Annotated in this window: 16 protein-coding genes; 3 read left to right on the forward strand and 13 right to left on the reverse strand. The window is 34.1% G+C overall.

What is annotated here, in order from left to right:
* Positions 1-5: 5 nt before the first annotated feature.
* The 8 genes from H4V97_RS03140 to H4V97_RS03175 form a co-directional block, all read right to left on the reverse strand.
* A complete protein-coding gene (locus tag H4V97_RS03140; protein WP_196850996.1) occupies positions 6-1,046 on the reverse strand; it encodes an o-succinylbenzoate synthase in 1,041 nt (346 codons plus the stop codon).
* A 158-nt stretch (positions 1,047-1,204) separates the two neighbouring features.
* Complete coding sequence (locus H4V97_RS03145; RefSeq protein WP_209548875.1) at positions 1,205-2,413, reverse strand: tetratricopeptide repeat protein; 1,209 nt, start codon at positions 2,411-2,413, stop codon at positions 1,205-1,207.
* A 130-nt stretch (positions 2,414-2,543) separates the two neighbouring features.
* Complete coding sequence (locus tag H4V97_RS03150; RefSeq protein WP_209548876.1) at positions 2,544-3,221, reverse strand: metal-dependent hydrolase; 678 nt, start codon at positions 3,219-3,221, stop codon at positions 2,544-2,546.
* Between the two features lie 54 nt (positions 3,222-3,275).
* Entirely contained in the window at positions 3,276-4,226 is a 951-nt protein-coding gene (gene menA, locus H4V97_RS03155; RefSeq protein WP_209548877.1) for a 1,4-dihydroxy-2-naphthoate octaprenyltransferase, read from the reverse strand.
* A 144-nt stretch (positions 4,227-4,370) separates the two neighbouring features.
* On the reverse strand, positions 4,371-5,885 hold the full coding sequence (locus tag H4V97_RS03160; protein ID WP_209548878.1) for a PH domain-containing protein: 1,515 nt from the start codon (positions 5,883-5,885) through the stop codon (positions 4,371-4,373).
* Entirely contained in the window at positions 5,882-6,400 is a 519-nt protein-coding gene (locus H4V97_RS03165; RefSeq protein WP_209548879.1) for a PH domain-containing protein, read from the reverse strand. The genes H4V97_RS03160 and H4V97_RS03165 overlap by 4 nt, the downstream gene beginning before the upstream one ends.
* Before the next feature lie 80 nt (positions 6,401-6,480).
* The gene (locus tag H4V97_RS03170; protein WP_209548880.1) at positions 6,481-7,311 is read right to left on the reverse strand and encodes a 1,4-dihydroxy-2-naphthoyl-CoA synthase; all 831 of its coding nucleotides are present in this window, start codon (positions 7,309-7,311) and stop codon (positions 6,481-6,483) included.
* A gap of 735 nt (positions 7,312-8,046) precedes the next feature.
* Positions 8,047-8,901, reverse strand: coding sequence for a S1 RNA-binding domain-containing protein (locus tag H4V97_RS03175; protein ID WP_209548881.1), 855 nt, complete (start codon positions 8,899-8,901; stop codon positions 8,047-8,049).
* A gap of 350 nt (positions 8,902-9,251) precedes the next feature.
* Between H4V97_RS03175 and H4V97_RS03180 the strand changes: the two genes are divergently transcribed.
* Entirely contained in the window at positions 9,252-10,604 is a 1,353-nt protein-coding gene (locus H4V97_RS03180; protein ID WP_196850988.1) for a M20/M25/M40 family metallo-hydrolase, read from the forward strand.
* Positions 10,605-10,671: 67 nt separating this feature from the next.
* On the opposite strand, the gene H4V97_RS03185 is transcribed toward H4V97_RS03180, so the two are convergent.
* Together H4V97_RS03185 and menD are read right to left on the reverse strand one after the other, a co-directional pair.
* Positions 10,672-11,013, reverse strand: a complete 342-nt coding sequence (locus H4V97_RS03185) for a DUF2853 family protein (RefSeq protein ID WP_209548882.1) — start codon at positions 11,011-11,013, stop codon at positions 10,672-10,674.
* Between the two features lie 89 nt (positions 11,014-11,102).
* Positions 11,103-12,764, reverse strand: a complete 1,662-nt coding sequence (menD, locus tag H4V97_RS03190; RefSeq protein WP_209548883.1) for a 2-succinyl-5-enolpyruvyl-6-hydroxy-3-cyclohexene-1-carboxylic-acid synthase — start codon at positions 12,762-12,764, stop codon at positions 11,103-11,105.
* Between the two features lie 95 nt (positions 12,765-12,859).
* On the opposite strand from menD, the gene H4V97_RS03195 reads away from it, so the two are divergent.
* Together H4V97_RS03195 and H4V97_RS03200 are read left to right on the forward strand one after the other, a co-directional pair.
* Positions 12,860-13,357 carry a GNAT family N-acetyltransferase gene (locus H4V97_RS03195; protein WP_209548884.1) on the forward strand — a complete coding sequence of 166 codons (498 nt, stop codon included), beginning with the start codon at positions 12,860-12,862 and terminating at the stop codon, positions 13,355-13,357.
* A gap of 109 nt (positions 13,358-13,466) precedes the next feature.
* On the forward strand, positions 13,467-14,417 hold the full coding sequence (locus H4V97_RS03200; RefSeq protein ID WP_209548885.1) for a tRNA dihydrouridine synthase: 951 nt from the start codon (positions 13,467-13,469) through the stop codon (positions 14,415-14,417).
* A 193-nt stretch (positions 14,418-14,610) separates the two neighbouring features.
* Here the strand turns inward: H4V97_RS03200 and H4V97_RS03205 are convergent, their stop codons facing one another.
* From H4V97_RS03205 to H4V97_RS03215, 3 genes are all read right to left on the reverse strand, one after another.
* Positions 14,611-15,198 (reverse strand): glutathione peroxidase, encoded by a 588-nt coding sequence (locus H4V97_RS03205; RefSeq protein ID WP_209548886.1) that lies wholly within the window; start codon positions 15,196-15,198, stop codon positions 14,611-14,613.
* Positions 15,199-15,341: 143 nt separating this feature from the next.
* The gene (locus H4V97_RS03210; RefSeq protein ID WP_209548887.1) at positions 15,342-17,555 is read right to left on the reverse strand and encodes a TonB-dependent receptor; all 2,214 of its coding nucleotides are present in this window, start codon (positions 17,553-17,555) and stop codon (positions 15,342-15,344) included.
* 7 nt (positions 17,556-17,562) lie between these two features.
* Complete coding sequence (locus H4V97_RS03215) at positions 17,563-18,858, reverse strand: tetratricopeptide repeat protein (RefSeq protein ID WP_209548888.1); 1,296 nt, start codon at positions 18,856-18,858, stop codon at positions 17,563-17,565.
* Positions 18,859-18,948: the final 90 nt, after the last annotated feature.

The following is an 18,948-nucleotide window of genomic DNA, read 5'->3' on the forward strand; positions in this document are numbered from 1 at the left end:
ACTTTTTACAAATTGAAATCAAACGACCAATTCACCTCTTTTTCATACCACAATTGCCCCTTTGAAACTGCTAATGGGCAGTCAAAATTATTAGTATAAAGTGCTCCTGTCCCTAATCCTTGAGGCATCAAATTGTGCTGTAAAAAGGTCCACTGTGCAATAGCATTAAGACCAACATTACTCTCCAAAGCAGACGTAATCCACCAACCGATTTTATGCTTTTCAGCCAATGAAATCCATTCCTGAGTACCACGAAAACCGCCCACAAAACTAGGCTTTAAAATGATGTATTGGGGCTTTATTTTGACTAGCAATTCCTCTTTTTCTGACACTGTAAACACACCAATCAGCTCTTCGTCCAATGCAATTGGAAAAGGAGTGGTTTTGCACAGCTCTGCCATCCTGTCAGTATGGTTTTTTTGTATCGGTTGTTCAATGCTATGCATTTTAAATTCAGACAATTGATTCAATTTATCTAAAGCTGAATTTAAATCAAAAGCACCATTCGCATCGACCCTTATTTCGACTTGTTCGGGAGTGAAATGTTCCCGAATAAATCGTAATAATTGTAATTCTTTATCAAAATCTATCGCTCCTATTTTAAGTTTAATGCAATGAAAACCATCCGCTAGTTTTTCCTCGATTTGTTGCTTCATAAAAGCCTCAGTTCCCATCCAAACCAAACCATTAATTGGGATTGATTTTATGCCATTCGTAAAGTCCGAAGGAAACAACAAAAAAGGAGTTTCACTTGCCAAAGATTGAAAGGCCATTTCGATGCCAAATTGTATCGATGGAAACTCCAATAAAGACTCCCAAAGCACGTCTTTTCCTAAGTGAATATTAGCGCAAGTCCACTGCAATTTTTCTTCATAATCCGGTCGGTCATCGATACTCAATCCACGAAGAATTCCGCACTCGCCTATCCCTTTTTTATCCTGTTGTTCCAAAATAATAAACCAAGTTTCTTTTTCATTCATCACACCGCGAGAAGTTCCCGAAGGTCGTTTGAAATTAAGAATGTATTTGTGATAAGTTGCTTTCAAAAAGTTATGAATTATAAATTATGAATTCTTTTAATCTGGTAAACTTGTATCTAATTAATTTTTTCAAAAATTAAATGCCCTTAAATTACTTAAAAGGTAAAACAAATTAACCGCTTCTTTTAAACATAGAAGAGCTATAAGTTTTAAAAAAAGTCAAACTACTTTTCCATCAACTTCAAAACTCTTTTAAAATCATCATTCTGAATTCCTGATTTTTTGAATGTCTCAAAGTCTTGTCTTACTTTTTCAGCCCAGCTCAAACTATCCGTTACGTTTTGCGCTTGATATTCTTTGTAAATCGCTTTGGCAGATGAATAGTTTTTGTTTAATAAATAAGCATGCGCGAGATTCAGTTTTATCAATAATTCCGAATCATCAAGTTTCTCACCTTCTTTGAGGAATTTAATGGCTTTCCCGTATTGTTTCGTTAGAATGTAACTGTTTCCTATTGCATTATAATCCAAAGCAGTTGCTTTGCCATCATTAATTATTGTGTTTAATTTCGCTATAGCAGCTCCATACAACTCTTGTTTTGCCAAATCAGTAGCTTGTTTACGCAAACTGCTGTAAACAATTTTAGAAGCTCCTGTTTCATCAAAACATTTTTTTCCAAAATCTTTAAAAGCTTTGGAACGCTCGATGGCCAATAATTTTTGAAATTCCTTAAACTTATATTTTGTCTGTATTTTATCCAAAATACAAACACAGAAATCATCTGAATTGGTCATTTTTTGAGCCAAATTTGATGTCTTACATTGATCAATAATAGTCTTTCTGTTTTCAGCACTCCAACCTCGGCTGAGTTTAAGGTCAACCCACGGCACTACTTCAAGAATGATTTTCTGATTCATGATCCAATTCTTGCTTTCGAAACCAAACCATAAATTTCCAGAATTCGATGTCATACAGGCCGATTTCTCTGTAGAAAGTCGTTTAGCATCTTTACTAACTGGTGTATCCTGAACTAAACACGCATCATCCGTTTTTCCGTCTTTTTTATATTTGGAAGCTAATTCTTCTTTTGAAAAAATTGCATATTTACATTTATCATCTCCTGAAATTTTAGATAGTATAAAAACGGCTCCGGCAGAACCTTGGCTGATACCTGTTGGATCCGGAATAGCTTTTAATACCGAAACCAAACTACCCGCCATTTGTTGGTTCTGATCCAAGAGTGTGATTCTGTACACCACTTCTGTAGTTCCAACAGGGAAATCTTGGGTTTTAATCACAATTCTGTCTCTTGCCGAAACGGAAATTTCTTCGGTAGTGGCACGATCTTTATCCCAATAGCCGTCTTTTTGTGAAAAAGCGGATTGAAATACAAACGTTGTAAATAGTAGAAAAAAAACTTTTTTAATATTCATGTTCTTGATTAACGTGGTTTCATAGCCCAGATAGCAGTGGAAATCCTTTTTATTTTTTCTTTAAAAATAAAAAGATTGCAACGGATAGCTGGAATAGCTCCATATTATTAAATTGTTGTCGAAAATAAAATTACAAGTCTATGGAACTTCCTATCTCCAATAACATTAAATCTTTTCCTTTATCGAAGAATTTACGAATCGCAGCCTCATGATCGATTTCTATATAACCAAAAGTGTCGTAATGGTAGCCTAAAATCTTGTCACAAATCACAAAATCAGAAGCAATAATAGCGTCTTCAACATTCATCGTAAAATTATCACCGATAGGCAGAATAGCCAAATCAAGTTTGGTACGCATTGGAATGAGTTTCATATCCATAGTCAGCGCTGTATCCCCAGCAATATAGATATTTTTATGTTCACCTTCAATTACAAAACCGCCAGGATTTCCGCCATAACTGCCATCAGGAAATGAACTGGAATGAATTGCATTTACATATTTTACTTTTCCAAAGTCGAAATTCCAGCTTCCTCCATGATTCATGGGATGGGATTGAAATCCTTTTTTGGAATAATGTCCTGCTATCTCGGCATTGGATACAATTACCGCATTTGTTCTGCGGGCAATGGCTTGGACATCCAGAATATGGTCGCCGTGTGCATGCGTTAGCAAAATAAAATCGGCTTTTAAGGTGTTGATATCAATATGTGCTGCTTTTGGATTAGCAGAAATATAAGGATCGACCAAAATGTGTTTCCCACTTACTTCGATTCCCAAAGAGGCATGACCGTAGAATGTTATTTTCATGAATATAAATTTTTGAAATTGAAATTGACTTTTGCAATTGAAATTAACTTTTGACTAAGAATTATTAACAATCAAATCCGAAAAAAAGAAAATCATACACAAGGCCAACAACACCGAAAGTGCAAAAGTGCTTAACGCTAATTTTTTTAATTCAGGATCTAATGCTCTAGAATCTTGCTTTTTATAAACCGTAATTAAATGCTTAGTTAAAGGAATGTATGCCAATAAATATATATATTGATCAAAATGAAAATGACTTAGTAATGAGAAAACAACTATCAAAACCATTGCGGTTATTATCAGGAAATAATGGTATTTTTTAGCTTTGGCTCCGCCAACTTTTACGACGATTGTGTTTTTATTTGATTTCCTGTCCGAAGCTTCATCTCTCATATTGTTCAAATTCAAAACTCCCGTACTCAATAATCCGATGGCGCTTGCGGGTAAAAACAACACAAAATCCAGTTGTTTTGAATATAGAAAATTCACGCCTAAAGTACTCACTAAACCAAAAAACACAAAGACAAACAGATCTCCAAACCCACGATATCCATAAGCCGTATTCCCAACCGTATATCTAATTGCCGAAACAATAGATAAAATTCCTAATGCTAAAAAAAATAAAGAATACCAGATGTTGGTGTCTGCAAACGCATAATAAATCAATAAAATGGCAGCGAGTAACGTCAATAATGAGGTGATTATTATAGCACGTTTCATGGCTTCAGGCGAAATTACACCGCTTTGTATGGCGCGTTTTGGCCCTACTCGATCTTCATTATCAGTTCCTTTCATACCATCGCCATAATCATTGGCAAAATTAGACAGTATTTGCAGTCCTAGAGTAGTCAAAATGGCAAAACCAAAGATCCTCCAATTGAAGACTTCTGTCGGAGTGAGTATAATATCTGTTGGGTTTGCCAATGCATACATACTTCCTACTATAATTCCGGATACTGATAATGGTAATGTTCGCAATCGTGCGGCTTGAATCCAGTGTTTCATTTTATTTTGTTTTAAAATATGTTTTTTACCACGAGGGCGCTAAGTTTTTATACGTTTTGTTTTGCCACGAAGGCGCTAAGGCACAGAGTTTCTCTTTGATGTCTGCAAGACTGTAAACTGCGACTATAAACTGTTTTAAAAAAATTACATCCAGTTGCTATTGGACGTTTCTATTTCGTACAACCAAAGGTTGACATATTTTTTAATTGTTGCAAAATTACCCAATTGAAAAGCAATTGTACCACCTGCAGTATGTAAAGTTAGGGAGCCTATGTTTAAATTTTTATGCCAAAAAAGTTGCGACGTCGTAATCGCCTGAATTTTACTTGGTTCTATAATTTCATCACTAATGTCCCACGCGCCACTTTGCTTGATTATAAAATGATTATTGATAAACAGTCTGCTATTTTTGAATCTAAAGAACTGAACTAATCCTGCCAATACAACATAAACCAGTACCAAATAATCTATTGAAGGCGCCTGCAAAATAACATAATCCCGCAAAAAATAAAATCCAATCAAAGGTAATCCTATTGACAAAAAAAGAGCAAAGCCAAGCTTACGAAAATTAGGTTTTAACATCACTCCTTTTGTCGGTATTTTTTGAAACAACAACTTTAGTATTGCGTTACTTTCGGATTCACTACAACCAGGAATTTCAATTGCTGATTTGCGTTCTTCCTTTTCGCCACTTGTAGCCTGCCTGATTTTTAATTCCAAAATATTCATTTTCTTTTGGAAATAATTTCTCGTAACTGTAGTAATCTGGACTTTTTCCGGTTTTATAATAGTACTTTTTGTATTTAATAATCCAAAAGAAAGCAGCAGTGACCCTTTTTGTCTGGTGATTTTATAATCAAAATATCTAAAAATAATCCGAACCAAATTTATGATTAAAACAGTCGCAAGCAACAATAGAATAAGAATTAGAACCGTTTGAATGATAAAATTCTTATCAATATAATTATCAATATTTTCGTCTTGCCAAACATCTCTTCCAGTAATTTTTTGAATATAATCCGAAACTGTGATAAAAAATACCAGTAATAACGAAATACTTCGTCCGTAATTAGAAGTAATTCCAACTTTCAACAAGCTTAAAAAGCTTATTTTTATAAAAGGATGTTCCGCTTCGAGTGGCTGTTCTTTTGATGTTTCTAATTCTAATTCTGTAGTTTCACTATCAACCTTTTTTACTTCATTTTCTAATAAACGAGATTTTAGCTCCAAAGCCAATTCATGAGAAATCGCTTTAATTGCGCCTTCTTTTTTATTGGTTCCGGCTGTATCTACATCGAGCTCGTAAACACCAATTAACCGTTGGATAAAAGACTGATTTATATTTACTTGTTGGATTTTATGAAGTTGGATTGCCGTTTTAGTTTTATTGAACACACCTTCGGTGATTACAAACTCTTCGTTTTCGGTATCTAAAAAGAAAGTGAAATTCAAATATTTCAAATAAGAAACAACTGCGATACTAATAAAAAGGATTATCGTACCTAGCGATAGATACACTTTGTTAACTTCATCAAACTTGAATAGCCAAATTACAATAATGGGCCATAGCGCTCGTGCGTATTGCTGAAGTGTATAAAAAAACATGACCAAAATCCCAACAACAGATTGTCTTTGTGGCTGACTAAAATCGGTACTCATTGAAGTTGCTTTTGTATTTTACCCATCAATAACTGTTTGATTTTTTCAGCTTGTTCTTTTTCGATTCCTGGGATTTCAATGTCACTGGAACTTCCTCCGGCGGTAAAGATTTCAATTTTGGCTAAGCCAAAATAGCGCGAAACCAATCCTTCATGCAAAGCCACGTGTTGGATTCTATTATAGGGAATTACAATCGTATTTGATGCAATAATACCATGTCTAAAAAGCACATCGTGGTTTCTAAAAGCAAAACCTTTTTTGCGGAAAGCAATACGGGAAAATAACAAAATCAAACCTATTATTACAATCGTCAAAATGATAAATGGCAATTCAAAACCTGATAATTCTTCGATAAAAATTAACCCAGAAGTTACTCCGAAAGATAAAAACAAAATTAAAATGATACAATTTATCATAGTCACTTTCCAATAATTTGGATGTAAAGCCGTAAACTGAACTTCCTCAAATTTTGGTAGCTCACTCGTATCTATGGTTTCGTTTGTAAAATTTTCCATTTAATTTTTTTTATGCCACGTAGGCACTAAGGGACAAGGTTTTTATTTGATTTTTTTGAACCTGAAAACTGACCACGTACTTAAGGCAACCATTTTTTCTCGAAATTCGGTTTTCTTTTCTCCAAAAATGCATTTCTACCCTCTTTTGCTTCTTCGGTCATATACGCCAATCGTGTAGCTTCGCCGGCAAAAACCTGTTGACCCACCATACCATCATCGGTAAGATTCATTGCGAATTTTAGCATTTTAATAGCCATTGGCGATTTTTGCAAAATTTCCTGTGCCCATTCGAAAGCGGTATCTTCTAATTCAGCGTGCGGAATCACAGCATTTACCATTCCCATATCCATCGCCTCTTGAGCCGAATAATTGCGTCCCAAGAAGAAAATTTCTCTTGCTTTTTTCTGTCCCACCATTTTGGCTAAATAAGCAGATCCGTAACCTCCATCGAAACTCGTAACATCTGCATCGGTTTGTTTGAAAATGGCATGTTCTTTACTCGCCAAAGTCAAATCGCATACTACGTGCAAACTATGTCCGCCACCCACAGCCCAACCTGGAACAACGGCAATGACCACTTTTGGCATAAAACGAATCAATCGTTGTACTTCTAAAATATTCAAACGATGTTGCCCGTCTTCACCCACATATCCTTGATGCCCGCGTGCGTTTTGATCGCCACCGCTACAAAAAGAATATACTCCATCTTTAGACGAAGGTCCTTCGGCAGATAGTAAAACGACTCCAATTGAAGTGTCTTCCTGAGCATCGTAAAAAGCATTATATAGTTCCGCGGTTGTTTTTGGACGAAAAGCATTGCGCACATCTGGCCTGTTGAAAGCTATTCTAGCAACGCCATTGCATTTTTTATAGGTGATATCTTCGTATTCTTTGACAGTGATCCAATCCATTTCAAGCAATTTAAATTATTTAGCGTAAAATTAAATTATTTTTTGCATTATATCTATTCTATTTCGGATAAGGTCATGGTACTCATTCTCTGATGAAAAGCGACTAAAATGTTAAAAAATCAAAATAATAGCTAGCCAAATTAGTCGCTAATTAAAATAATTATTAATTTTAATCATTGCTAATCAATGTTGTACGGATTATTTTAGTTTGATTTAGCATTTTTTTTCACTGAATTATTAACCTAAAAAACGACTTTTTGGACACAATTAAAATTTTTGTCGCTCCTTTTTCTACGGTAATAACTTATAAAAATATTTTAAAAACCTCGACAAACGAGCAATTTAGAAAACCATTTTCCCCAATAGCAAAGAAATAGAAATTTACTCCTACGGTTAAAACACAGATTACCTTTCTCGCTCATCACTAAAGTTGAGCACCGACAAAATTGTTACGAGAAATAATCTTTTGAAAGATACAAAACCAACGGCTTTAATGTAAAATTGAATATATGCTACAAAGTAAATGTTTGGACATTTAAAGACAAACCCTAATTTATTAAAGCAAATGGAACTTTATTCAATATTTTAAAAAATAGTACTCAACATACTATATAAGAGTACAAGTGAATAAATACTTTAATAATGAAATTTAGATTATTTTACCATTGATTTAAAATTTTTGAAACAATAGTAAAAAGAGAAAGACTAACCGTTTTCGATTAGTCTTTCTTTTTTTTATTCCTTAATTAAGTAGATTCCGTCTTCCTTAATCTCGATTAATTTCTCCCTGTACAAAGCGCCTATAGCCTTCTTGAAAGTTTTCTTACTCATTTTGAGAACCGTTTTAATGTCTTCAGGATGTGAATTATCCGTTAAACGCAAGAAACCTCTACTGGCTCGCAATTCATCCAGAATTTTCTCTGCGTTGGGTTCGATACTTTGATACCCCTGAACCTGCAATGCCACATCAATTTTATTATCAGGACGAATCGTTTTTATATAACCTCGCATTCTATCACCGGTACGAATCGCATCATCATAAACTTCATCTTTATACAACAATCCTTTGTGCTTCTCGTTGATGATAACGTTAATTCCTAATTCAGTGATATGGGAAACGATTAAATCTACTTCTTCCCCTTTTTCAACCGTTAAGTGATCATTTTTTAAAAACTGATTCAATTTACTTGAAGCCACCAAACGATTGGTTTTTTCGTCCATATATAAGTAAACCAAGTAACGTTTTCCTTTTTCCATAGGACGTGCCTGCTCTTTAAACGGAACCAGAATGTCTTTTTCCATTCCCCAATCCATAAAAGCACCAATTTGATTGATATAATTCACACGCAAAAGTGCAAATTCATTTAACAATATATAAGGTTCCAAAGTAGTGGCAACGGGTCTTTCTTCGTGATCCAAATACACAAAAACAATAAGCTCCTCGCCTATTTCAAATTCGTTTGGCACGTATTTATTGGGTAAAAGTATGTCGTGAATTCCTTCAGGATCCGTTTCTGGTGTACCCAAAAACAATCCAACTTTAGTGTCACGTAATATGGTTAATGTATTGTATTTTCCTATTTCAATCATTTTCTTCTAATTTCTAAGGTGCAAAGGTACGAAGTTTGAAAATAGTAAATTAAGAAACGTTCCACAAAAAAATAAAGCTTAAATCCGCCTAATTATTCTTTCTTAGGAGCACAAATTCCCGTTATTTTTCACGAGTTGTCCCGCTCTCCGCAGTATCTTTTGCATTTGCAAAAAGGCAAACACAAAAGGATACTCGCTCCCATCGGGGCTAGATTAGAACGTTTTGTTTTTTTAGAATGATGAACTTTGAAAATATTGAATCTTCTAAGAATGAACAAATCCTAAAATTCAAATTCGCTCACAATTTCTTTTCTTTTTTACTAACTTTGAAACAAACTAAAAACCTATTAATGAAACCAACCTCAATTCTCTATTTATTCCTACTCTTATTATTATCTGCTACAACTTACGCTCAAATCACACTAAATGATCCGGTAATAAAAAAAATGGTTACCGAAGTAAAAGCGGAAAATCTGGAAGCAACGATTCGCAAATTAGCTTCTTTTGGAACCCGACATACTTTAAGCGACACCAAAAGCAACACTAGAGGTATTGGCGCGGCACAACGCTGGGTAAAATCTGAATTTGATAAATATGCTTTAGAATCTGGCGGGAGGCTTTCCTCGACCATCGATTATTTCATGATTAAAGCCGACGGAAAGCGAATTGCAATCGACAGCCAACTTGGCAATGTAATGGCAACATTAAAAGGTACTGACCCAACTGACGATCGAGTATTAATCATAAGTGGACATTTGGATTCCCGTGCTACTGATGTTATGGACGCTAAATCTGATGCTCCCGGTGCTAATGACGATGCTTCAGGAGTAGCCGCAATGATGGAACTAACAAGAATTATGAGCAAAAGAGAATTTCCTTTTACCTTAATTTTCGTGGCAGTAACAGGAGAAGAACAAGGATTATATGGTGCCAAACATTTAGCCGATATTGCTAAAGAATCCAAGTGGAATGTTATTGCGATGATCAACAACGATATGATTGGCAATAGCTTATCTAGCGGTACCAATTTAAGAGACAATACTAAAGTTCGCGTTTTCAGCGAAACAATTCCTTATCTGGAAACGGAATCCGAAGCTAAAATGCGCAAAGCTACAAACCGCGATAACGACAGTCCTTCAAGACAACTAGCCCGTTACATCAAAACAATTACCAATCAATACGTGGACCAATTAGACATAAATTTAGTATACAGAAATGACCGATTTTTACGTGGAGGCGATCACACTCCTTTTAGTCAAAATGGATTTACTGCTATTCGTTTTTGTGAAAGGAATGAAAATTACAATCAACAACATCAAAATCTGAGAACAGAAAATAACATAAAATACGGTGATCTTCCTGAATTCATGGATTTTGATTATTTGAGAAAAATAACATGTTCGAACTTGGCTACTTTCACTAATTTAGCGTGGTCACCAAAAGCTCCAGCAAACGCAGGAATCGAAGTGAAAGAACTTACTAATTCTTCAGTTTTAGTTTGGACAGCTCCAGAGGGGAAAGCAGTCTATGGTTATAACATTCTTATCAGAGAAACAGCAGCCTCACATTGGGAAAAAACAATTTTTGTTAAAGATATAAAAGCCGAAATCCCTTATTCTAAAGACAATTATTTCTTCGCCATACAATCAACTGATGAATTAGGACATTCCAGTTTACCGGTTTTCCCTTTGCCAATTCGCTAACAAAAAAACTAGTCCATAAAAAAAGCGTTCGCCTAGGCGAACGCTTTTCTATTTTTATGATGTGGGATTAATTATAAACACTCTCTTTTTTAAAGTGAACTGTCAATAAATAATAAATCACTGCTCTATATTTATTTTTGTTGGAACGACCATATTTTTCCATCACAGCATCAATTCCAGCATCTAAATTAGTTCCATCAGCAAGTCCTAACTTCTTGATTAGAAAATTATTTTTAACTGTATCCAGTTCTGATTGTTGGCTTCCGGCAACAGTCGCTGAATCGGCATTGTAAATGGAGGGACCGCAGCCAATAGTTACTTTAGTCAATAAATCCATGTTTGGACTAACACCGCATTTGTCTTTCAAATCGGCAGCATACTTCACAATTAATTCATCTCTTGCACTCATAAATAAAAGTTTAATATTTGATTATTTTTTTTATAACTCTCTCAAATTTAAACAATTAATCATATCTTTTAACAAATATTTAAAAAAAACTAAACCAATTCTTTAAAATACTGCAACAAAATACTATCGTTTTGTAATGTAGGCGTAAAAATCTCCAAAATATTTGGTTTCTCATTATGACTATACAAAGCATTTAAACCCTTTGCCAGACTTGCTTCATTACTTGCAATAGAATAATCAAAACCATACATTTTTGACAAATGTTCGGCAGTCAAGCAATGAGAAGTTTCGAAAAAAGTATTAAAAACAGGAGTTTCTTCATGCCCAGGCAAAATCCTAAAAATTCCGCCGCCCCCATTATTAATCAAAATAATCTTGAAATTCTTTGGAATGTATTGGTTCCAAAGTGCATTGCTGTCATATAAAAAACCAATATCTCCAGTGATGAAAATAGTTTGTTTTTCATTGGCGACAGCCGCACCAATAGCGGTCGAGGTACTTCCATCTATTCCGCTGGTACCGCGATTGCAATACACTTCAATGGAAGGATCAATATCGATTAATTGGGCATAGCGAATGGCAGAGCTGTTACTAATTTGCAAATGACTATTTTTAGGTAAGCTTTTAATTACCTTTTCAAAAACCACAAAATCTGAAAAAGGAATTTTGGACAAATAAATTTCATGTTTCTCTTTACGCAACTTATTTACGGCATCCATTTTACTGAAATAATCACTTTTTATTCCTTTTGTCAAAGGTAAAAAAGCTTCAAAGAAAGAATTCGGATTAACATTAAAATGCTTTGTCAATGCTCCAAAAGTGTCATATGCTCTCAAAGTATCAATGTGCCAATGGTGTTGGGGTTTGTACTTTCGCAAAAAAGCTTTGATACGTTTAGAAACGATCATTCCACCAAAAGTCACCAGTATTTCCGGACGAAAAGTCTCAAAATCATCATTAGTGAAAGGCGTAATTATCGTATCAATATTATTTATAAAAGAAGGATGATGTAAATTGGATGTGGTTTCTGTCATCACCAACACTGACTCGTCTTCCGCTAGAAAATTAAGTGTTTTATCACTAATTTCATCGGGTTCATTCACGCCAACTAAAATCATTTTTCGAGTTGAATTATTCCAAATTTTGACAAATTCAGATAAATCTTCAATTGCAGGCATTGGATTTAAATTTGCAAAAGCATTCACCATTATATCGATAGAAAGTTCTGAAACCGTTTCGTATAAAGGCTCTTCAAAAGGTGCATTGATGTGAACCGGTCCCTTTTTATTCAAAGCAATATCAATCGCTTGGTTTATTTTATAATCATTTTCTTTGGAGACGGCTTCGTTTAAATTGGCATTATACAACGAATGGTTGGCAAATACATCTTCCTGACGAATCGTTTGCCCATCACCAATATCTATCTTGCTTTGCGGTCTATCTGCAGAAATCACAATCAAAGGGATTTGGCTGTAAAATGCTTCTGCAAAAGCAGGATAATAATTCAGTAATGCAGAACCAGATGTACAAACCAAAGCCACGGGTTGTTTGGTTTGTTGTGCAATTCCGAGTGCAAAAAAAGCGGCACAACGCTCATCGGCAATACTGTAGCATTGAAAAGCGGGATTGTTTACAAAACCTATTGTCAAGGGAGCATTTCGTGAACCCGGAGAAATTATGATGGTGGTGATTCCTTTGGCTAAACAAATCTGAATAATGCTTTGTGCTAAAGGTATTTTGGGGTAAATCATTTGTCTGTTTTTCTGATTACAAAGTTACAAAGTTGTAACTCTTTTTCCGGTAGTTTCAGTTGATTTTTCTTAATTTTGGAGTAAAATCTTTTATAATGGAAATTAAAATAAGACCGGCCGTTTTTGCTGATATAGATACAATATTGGAAATTGTGAATCATCAAATACTTCACAGCACCTCTAATTATGATTATGAGCCGCACGATTTTGAAACACAAAAATCGTGGTTTGAAGAAAAAATGAAGAAAAATCAGCCAGTAATTGTCGCTGAATTTGAAAACGGGACTATTGGATATGCTACCTATGGTACTTTTAGAGAAAAAAATGGTTATCAATACACCATCGAACATTCCGTTTATGTTGCACAAGAATTTATAGGAAAAGGTATTGGAAAACTACTATTAGCCGAACTCATTCAATTGGCAAAAGAGCAAGGATATCATGTTATGATTGGCGCAGTTGATGCTGATAATTCAGGAAGTATTACTTTTCATGAAAAATTTGGTTTTAAAGTGGTGGGCACTATTCGAGAAGTAGGCTACAAATTTGATCATTGGCTTGATTTGGTTTTTATGCAGTTGATTTTAGAATAAGTGAATTTGTACTACAATTTGGTTCGTCTTTTATAATATGTTTGACTTTAAAAACTTTATAACTTTAAGACTTGCGACTTTATAGTATATTTGCACAACTAAAAATTTCATGGACTATACCTTACTTTCATCGCCTTTACAGGGATTTACTGACTTTCGTTTTAGAAATGCGCAAAACAAACTTTTTGGCGGAATTGATACTTTTTACTCGCCATACATTCGGTTGAACGGAAAAATGGTTATTAAACCTTCTTATGAACGAGATCTACTTCCTGAAAATAATCTTGATTTAGAGATCATTCCACAAGTAATAACAAATGATGCTGATGAATTTTTATTTGTGGCTAAGTATGTTCGAGAATTGGGTTACAAGGAATTAAACTGGAATTTAGGGTGTCCTTATCCTATGGTTACAAAATCTGGTATGGGTTCCGGCTTGATCAGTAATCCGGAAAAAATCAACCATATCCTTCATAGAGCCCACACAGAATCGGATATTATTGTGTCTATGAAAATGCGTTTGGGATATGAAAACAGTGAAGAAATTCTTGATGTTTTGCCTATTTTAGATACCTATCCAATTAAAAATATTGCCATACACGCGCGCATTGGGAAACAACTTTATAAAGGTGGTGTAAACTTAGATGCGTTCCAACTATGCATTGATAATACCAAGCACAAACTGTATTACAATGGAGATATCACTTCAGTGGCTAAGTTTCAGGAAATGCAAGCACGTTTTCCTTCTATAGACCACTGGATGATTGGCCGAGGATTAATTTCGGATCCATTTTTACCGAGTATGATAAAGAATAACACAACGGAATATCCAACCGACAAAATGGAATTATTCAGTGCGTTTCACGATACTTTGTATGCTATTTATAGTGAATCCCTTTCTGGTTCGACACATATTTTATTAAAAATGTATCATTTATGGGAATACTTTTCGGCTACATTTTCAAATCCTCATAAGGTTTTGAAAAAAATAAAAAAAGCGCAAAGTATTCGGAATTATGAAGCGGCAGTTGTGGAGATTTTCAAAAACGAAAAATTCTAAAGAGAAAAATAAACCATTAAGAAATTAAGAATAATTAAGCAATAAGTTCCAAGGATACTTAATTTCTTATTGGTTATAATTTGGAATGTATTCAATTCTTACTTAATCTGTAAAAAAAATGAGAGTCTCATTTGACTGAGAATCTCATTTAGATTGTTTACTTTCAAAAAATTAGCAAATTAGCGGTAGTAAATTATGCTTTAATCCAGTTTATCACTTCAGGATCTGTTACTAATGTTCTTGGTGCAATCACTTTTTCCAATTCTCCTTTTTCGTTAATCAGGTATTTTTGAAAATTCCATTCCACAGTTGAATCTTGCAATCCGTTTTTAGATTTTTGAGTCAAAAACTGATAGATGGCAGCCATATCATTTCCGTTTACAGAAACTTTGTCCATCATAGGAAAAGTCACTCCATAATTCAATTGACAAAAACTAGCAATTTCTTCATTCGTTCCTGGCTCTTGTGACGCAAAATTATTCGCCGGAAAACCCACAATCACCAATCCTTTGTCTTTGTATTCTTTATAAACTGCTTCAAGATCTTTGTACTGTGGCGTCAATCCACATTTTGAAGCGGTATTTACAATCATGATTTTTTTTCCTTTTAAAGAAGCAAAATCAAAACTTTTTCCTGATAAATCTTCAACTTTGAACTGATAAATAGTTTCTTTAGCTACTAGTGGTGTACTCATTTTGGTTTCAGATTTTTGAAGTTTTGCCTGATTTTTACAGCTGAACAATAATAAAGCACAGCTGGCAATCAATAATACATTTTTCATAATTATATTTTTTATAAAATTAAACATTTATTTGTCTCATTAAAATTTATTTTGGTTAAACAGAAGTTAAATAAAAAAGGAAGCTTAGCGACAAACATCAACGCTAAGCTTCCAAACAAATAAACAACAAACTAATTCTGTAATTAAAACGTATACGTAATTTTTCCTTTCATAAAAAATGGAGTTCCCGGTGTAAAATGAATTTCTTCCACGCTTGAAGTTTCATTTTGCAATCTTGATTCAGTCGCAAATTGAGTTTCGTTCCATTTGGTATTAAACAAATTATCGATAGACATTCCAATCGTTATTTTTTTATATTGATAATTGATATTAAAATCTGATACAAAATAGCCTTTTGCAACTATAGAATTATCCTCATTAGCCGGACGACTTTTTAAATAGCGATAATGAATTCCGCCTGAAAAACCATTTAATTTCTGGAAACTTAAACCGCCTGTTGATGTAAAATCCGGTGCTAGTGGTATGTAATCCTGACCTTCTGGAGCATCCATGCTTCTGGCATACGTATAATTTGCATCAGTATCTAAATAAAACCAATCATTCAATTGATAACGCAACCCTAAATCAACACCCATACGTTTTGATTTCCCGCTTGGCTCAATAATTCCGGCATCGCCTACATACACAAACTCTTGTTCCAAATACAAATACCATAAAGCGGAATTCACAATTAACTTAGGAAATGGCTTCCAAATAGTTCCAATATCCGTTCCTATTGCCGTGGGTAAAACCTGCTTACCGCTGTTTTGAACTACAACTCTAGTGTCATTAGAATGAAAACCCATCCCTGATTTTATAAAAAACTGTAAATTGTTATTTTCGGTATATATAAAATTCAACTTTGGAGAAATTTTGACTTTGCTTTCCGACTGTGTTTTATAATCAGTTGTCAATTTATCTTGGTAATTGAATTTGAAATAATCCAAGCGAACGGCAGGATTGATTATTAGTTTTCCAAGGTTTATTTCGGAATTTATATAACTGAACAAATTAGATTGATCAATATCACCTAATTTTATATGCTCAAGAACCGTTCTTCTGTTTAAAGTATGCGAAAGCTCTGTATCTGTAGTGGCATCAGCCCGAAAACCAACACCATATTGAAACGTTATATCTAAATCATTCAGCTTCATTTTTTTATTCAACTCGGCATTCATTCCATAAATATTTCTATTTTCTTTTTGTCTAATTTGGTCGCCATTGATAGGATCATTTAGAAAAAAAGTAAAATTAGAATACAATTCAAATTCATATTTAGAGTAAAAAGCGTTGACTTTCAAGAATGTGTTTTCGTTAATTGGTTTACTCATACTCGCATTAAAATTAGTTCTAGAGGTTTTCCCTCCTTCAGTATCATCGACAGATCCAAATCGTGAAATCGTTCCATTATCAACCAATCGTTGTGGTATTTGTCCAGAAGCATCCCACTTACTGGAAAAACGAGAGGCTGAAATTGAAAATTTGGAATTATCATCCAATATCGCTGAATATTTTCCCAATAAATTGATTCGATTAAAATTTTGAGGCGAATCAAATGGCCCGTCTGTCAAAATATATTCAGTGGCAATATAAGCGCTCTGCTTTTTTTGGTTACCCAAAAGATTAAATAACCCTACCGTTCTCAACGTATTAAATTGTCCAATTTCAAGTCCGATACTACTTTTTTCTAGTTTATCTTTCGTTTGGAAAGCAACATAACCTGCGGTTGCAAAATCCCCTTTATTGGCATAATAGGTTCCTTTCCCGAAATCTATTTTCTCTACCGTTTCTGGAATTACAAAATGCAAATCGGCGTAACCTTGACCATGTGCGTGAGAAACCATATTTACCGGCATTCCATCCACTGAAATCGCAATATCAGTACCGTGATCGATATCAAAACCTCTCAAGAAAATTTGCTCCGCTTTACCTCCACCGGCATGTTGACCAATGAATAATCCGGGTACTTTTCGCAAAATTTCTTGAGAAGAATTTACCGGAGTCGCCTGCAAATCTATTTTTGAAATCACATTCATTGCCGAAAGCTTTGCCTGAATAACGACTTCATTCAAACGAAAACTATCGTCTTCCAGATTAATTATACTTTCGGATGAAGTGACAGAAAAATTCATTTTTTTATAACCCAAAGCAGTTACTTTTAACGCACTTCCTACAACAGTCTTGTCTATCGAAAACATTCCAAATTCGTCCGTATGTGCATGAGTTTCGGTAGTTGTATTAATCAGATAGGCATTTTCTATTGGTTTTCCATCCATATCCACTACTTTACCTTTTTGAATTTGACCATAAGAAGCCATCCCGAAGAAAGTAATCAGGATTATAAAAACATTTTTCATCTAATGGCTATAATTGTTTTACCTTTTTGTCTAAATTGGGTCCTAATTCATAAATACTGGAAAGCAATTCTTCCTTAATTGGTTGTACTTTTACGGCTTCTTTATTAGATTTATAAATCATCGCTAAATGATATTGCACTTTTGGTTCGAATGATTTCCCAACTACATATTTTTGAGCAATTTCTAATGCTTTTTTATTTTGGCCAAGATTTAAATAAGACCACGCCAATAAATCATAAGAATCAGGAGTTGGACGGTGATCCACTTCGACTTTTGCAATTTCAAGTGCTTTCGAAGCCGTTTCTTTTGCGTCAGCATAAATTAAAACATTGTATTTGTTATACATTGCGCCATAATTGTTGGCTTTTAGCATTTCGAAATAAGCATTTCTGTTTTCTAATTCTTTTGCTTTATCTCCTTCGAATTGGGCAATTTGAGATTTCAATAAATAAAAATCAGGCGTATTGTGAGTCACTTCAATGGCTTCAACAATTCTTTTTGCCTCTTCTGTATTTCTTTCATGTGAAAATACAATCCAGGCTATTCCTTTTAAAGCATACGAATAATTGGGATCGATTGTCAAAGTTTTTATGTAGCTGTCATAGGATTCCTGAATTCTGCCGGCATGACCGTAAAAATCTCCAAGATTTGAGTAAGACCAGATTTTAAGGACTTTATTATCTTCTTTTTCAGCAATATCTCTGGCTTTTTCCATGAAAGTAATGGCCGTTTTCAAATCACCTTTATGGTCATTCCATTTAGCCAAACGAATCAGATAATCATAATCTCTCATATCACGCAGTGCGTTCAAATTCTTTACGGCTTCCGGATAATTACCTAATTCCATTTGAACATCAAATAATAATTTTTGAGTTTCTTTCTTCCCTTCGCCTATTGCCAGTGCTTTATTCGCTAAACCCAAAGCTTCTTTAAATCGATGCTGAGCAATATAATTTCTTGCCAAAGATCGGATAGTGGATACCTTCGAATATTTATAAGTTGCATTTGATTGCGTTAGTAAAGCTTCCGTTTTATATAAATATTTGATGTTTCCAGTATATTCAAAAAGCGTTGCATAATTAGACGCAATTAGACTTAAGTAACTGATTTGATTAGGAGCTTCATCGAATTTCTTTTGCCAGAAATCAATTTCATTATTAGCAAAAGCCATTGATTTATTATCTTTTAGATGCAAATATTTATTGTAATCTGATGTTTTTGTAATTTGAGTTGGTTTGTTACTACAGCTATAAAGTGCTATGATTGCAAAAACCAATAATGGAATTATTTTTGAAGGTTTCATAATCAAATGTTGTTTGTTTGTTTGTTTGTTTGTTTTGAAAAAAAAAAAACAGAGCACAATTAAAATGAAAGTACCCTGTTTTTTTTGAAA

The organism is Flavobacterium sp. CG_23.5, assembly GCF_017875765.1.
In the GTDB taxonomy this organism is placed as follows: Bacteria; Bacteroidota; Bacteroidia; order Flavobacteriales; family Flavobacteriaceae; genus Flavobacterium.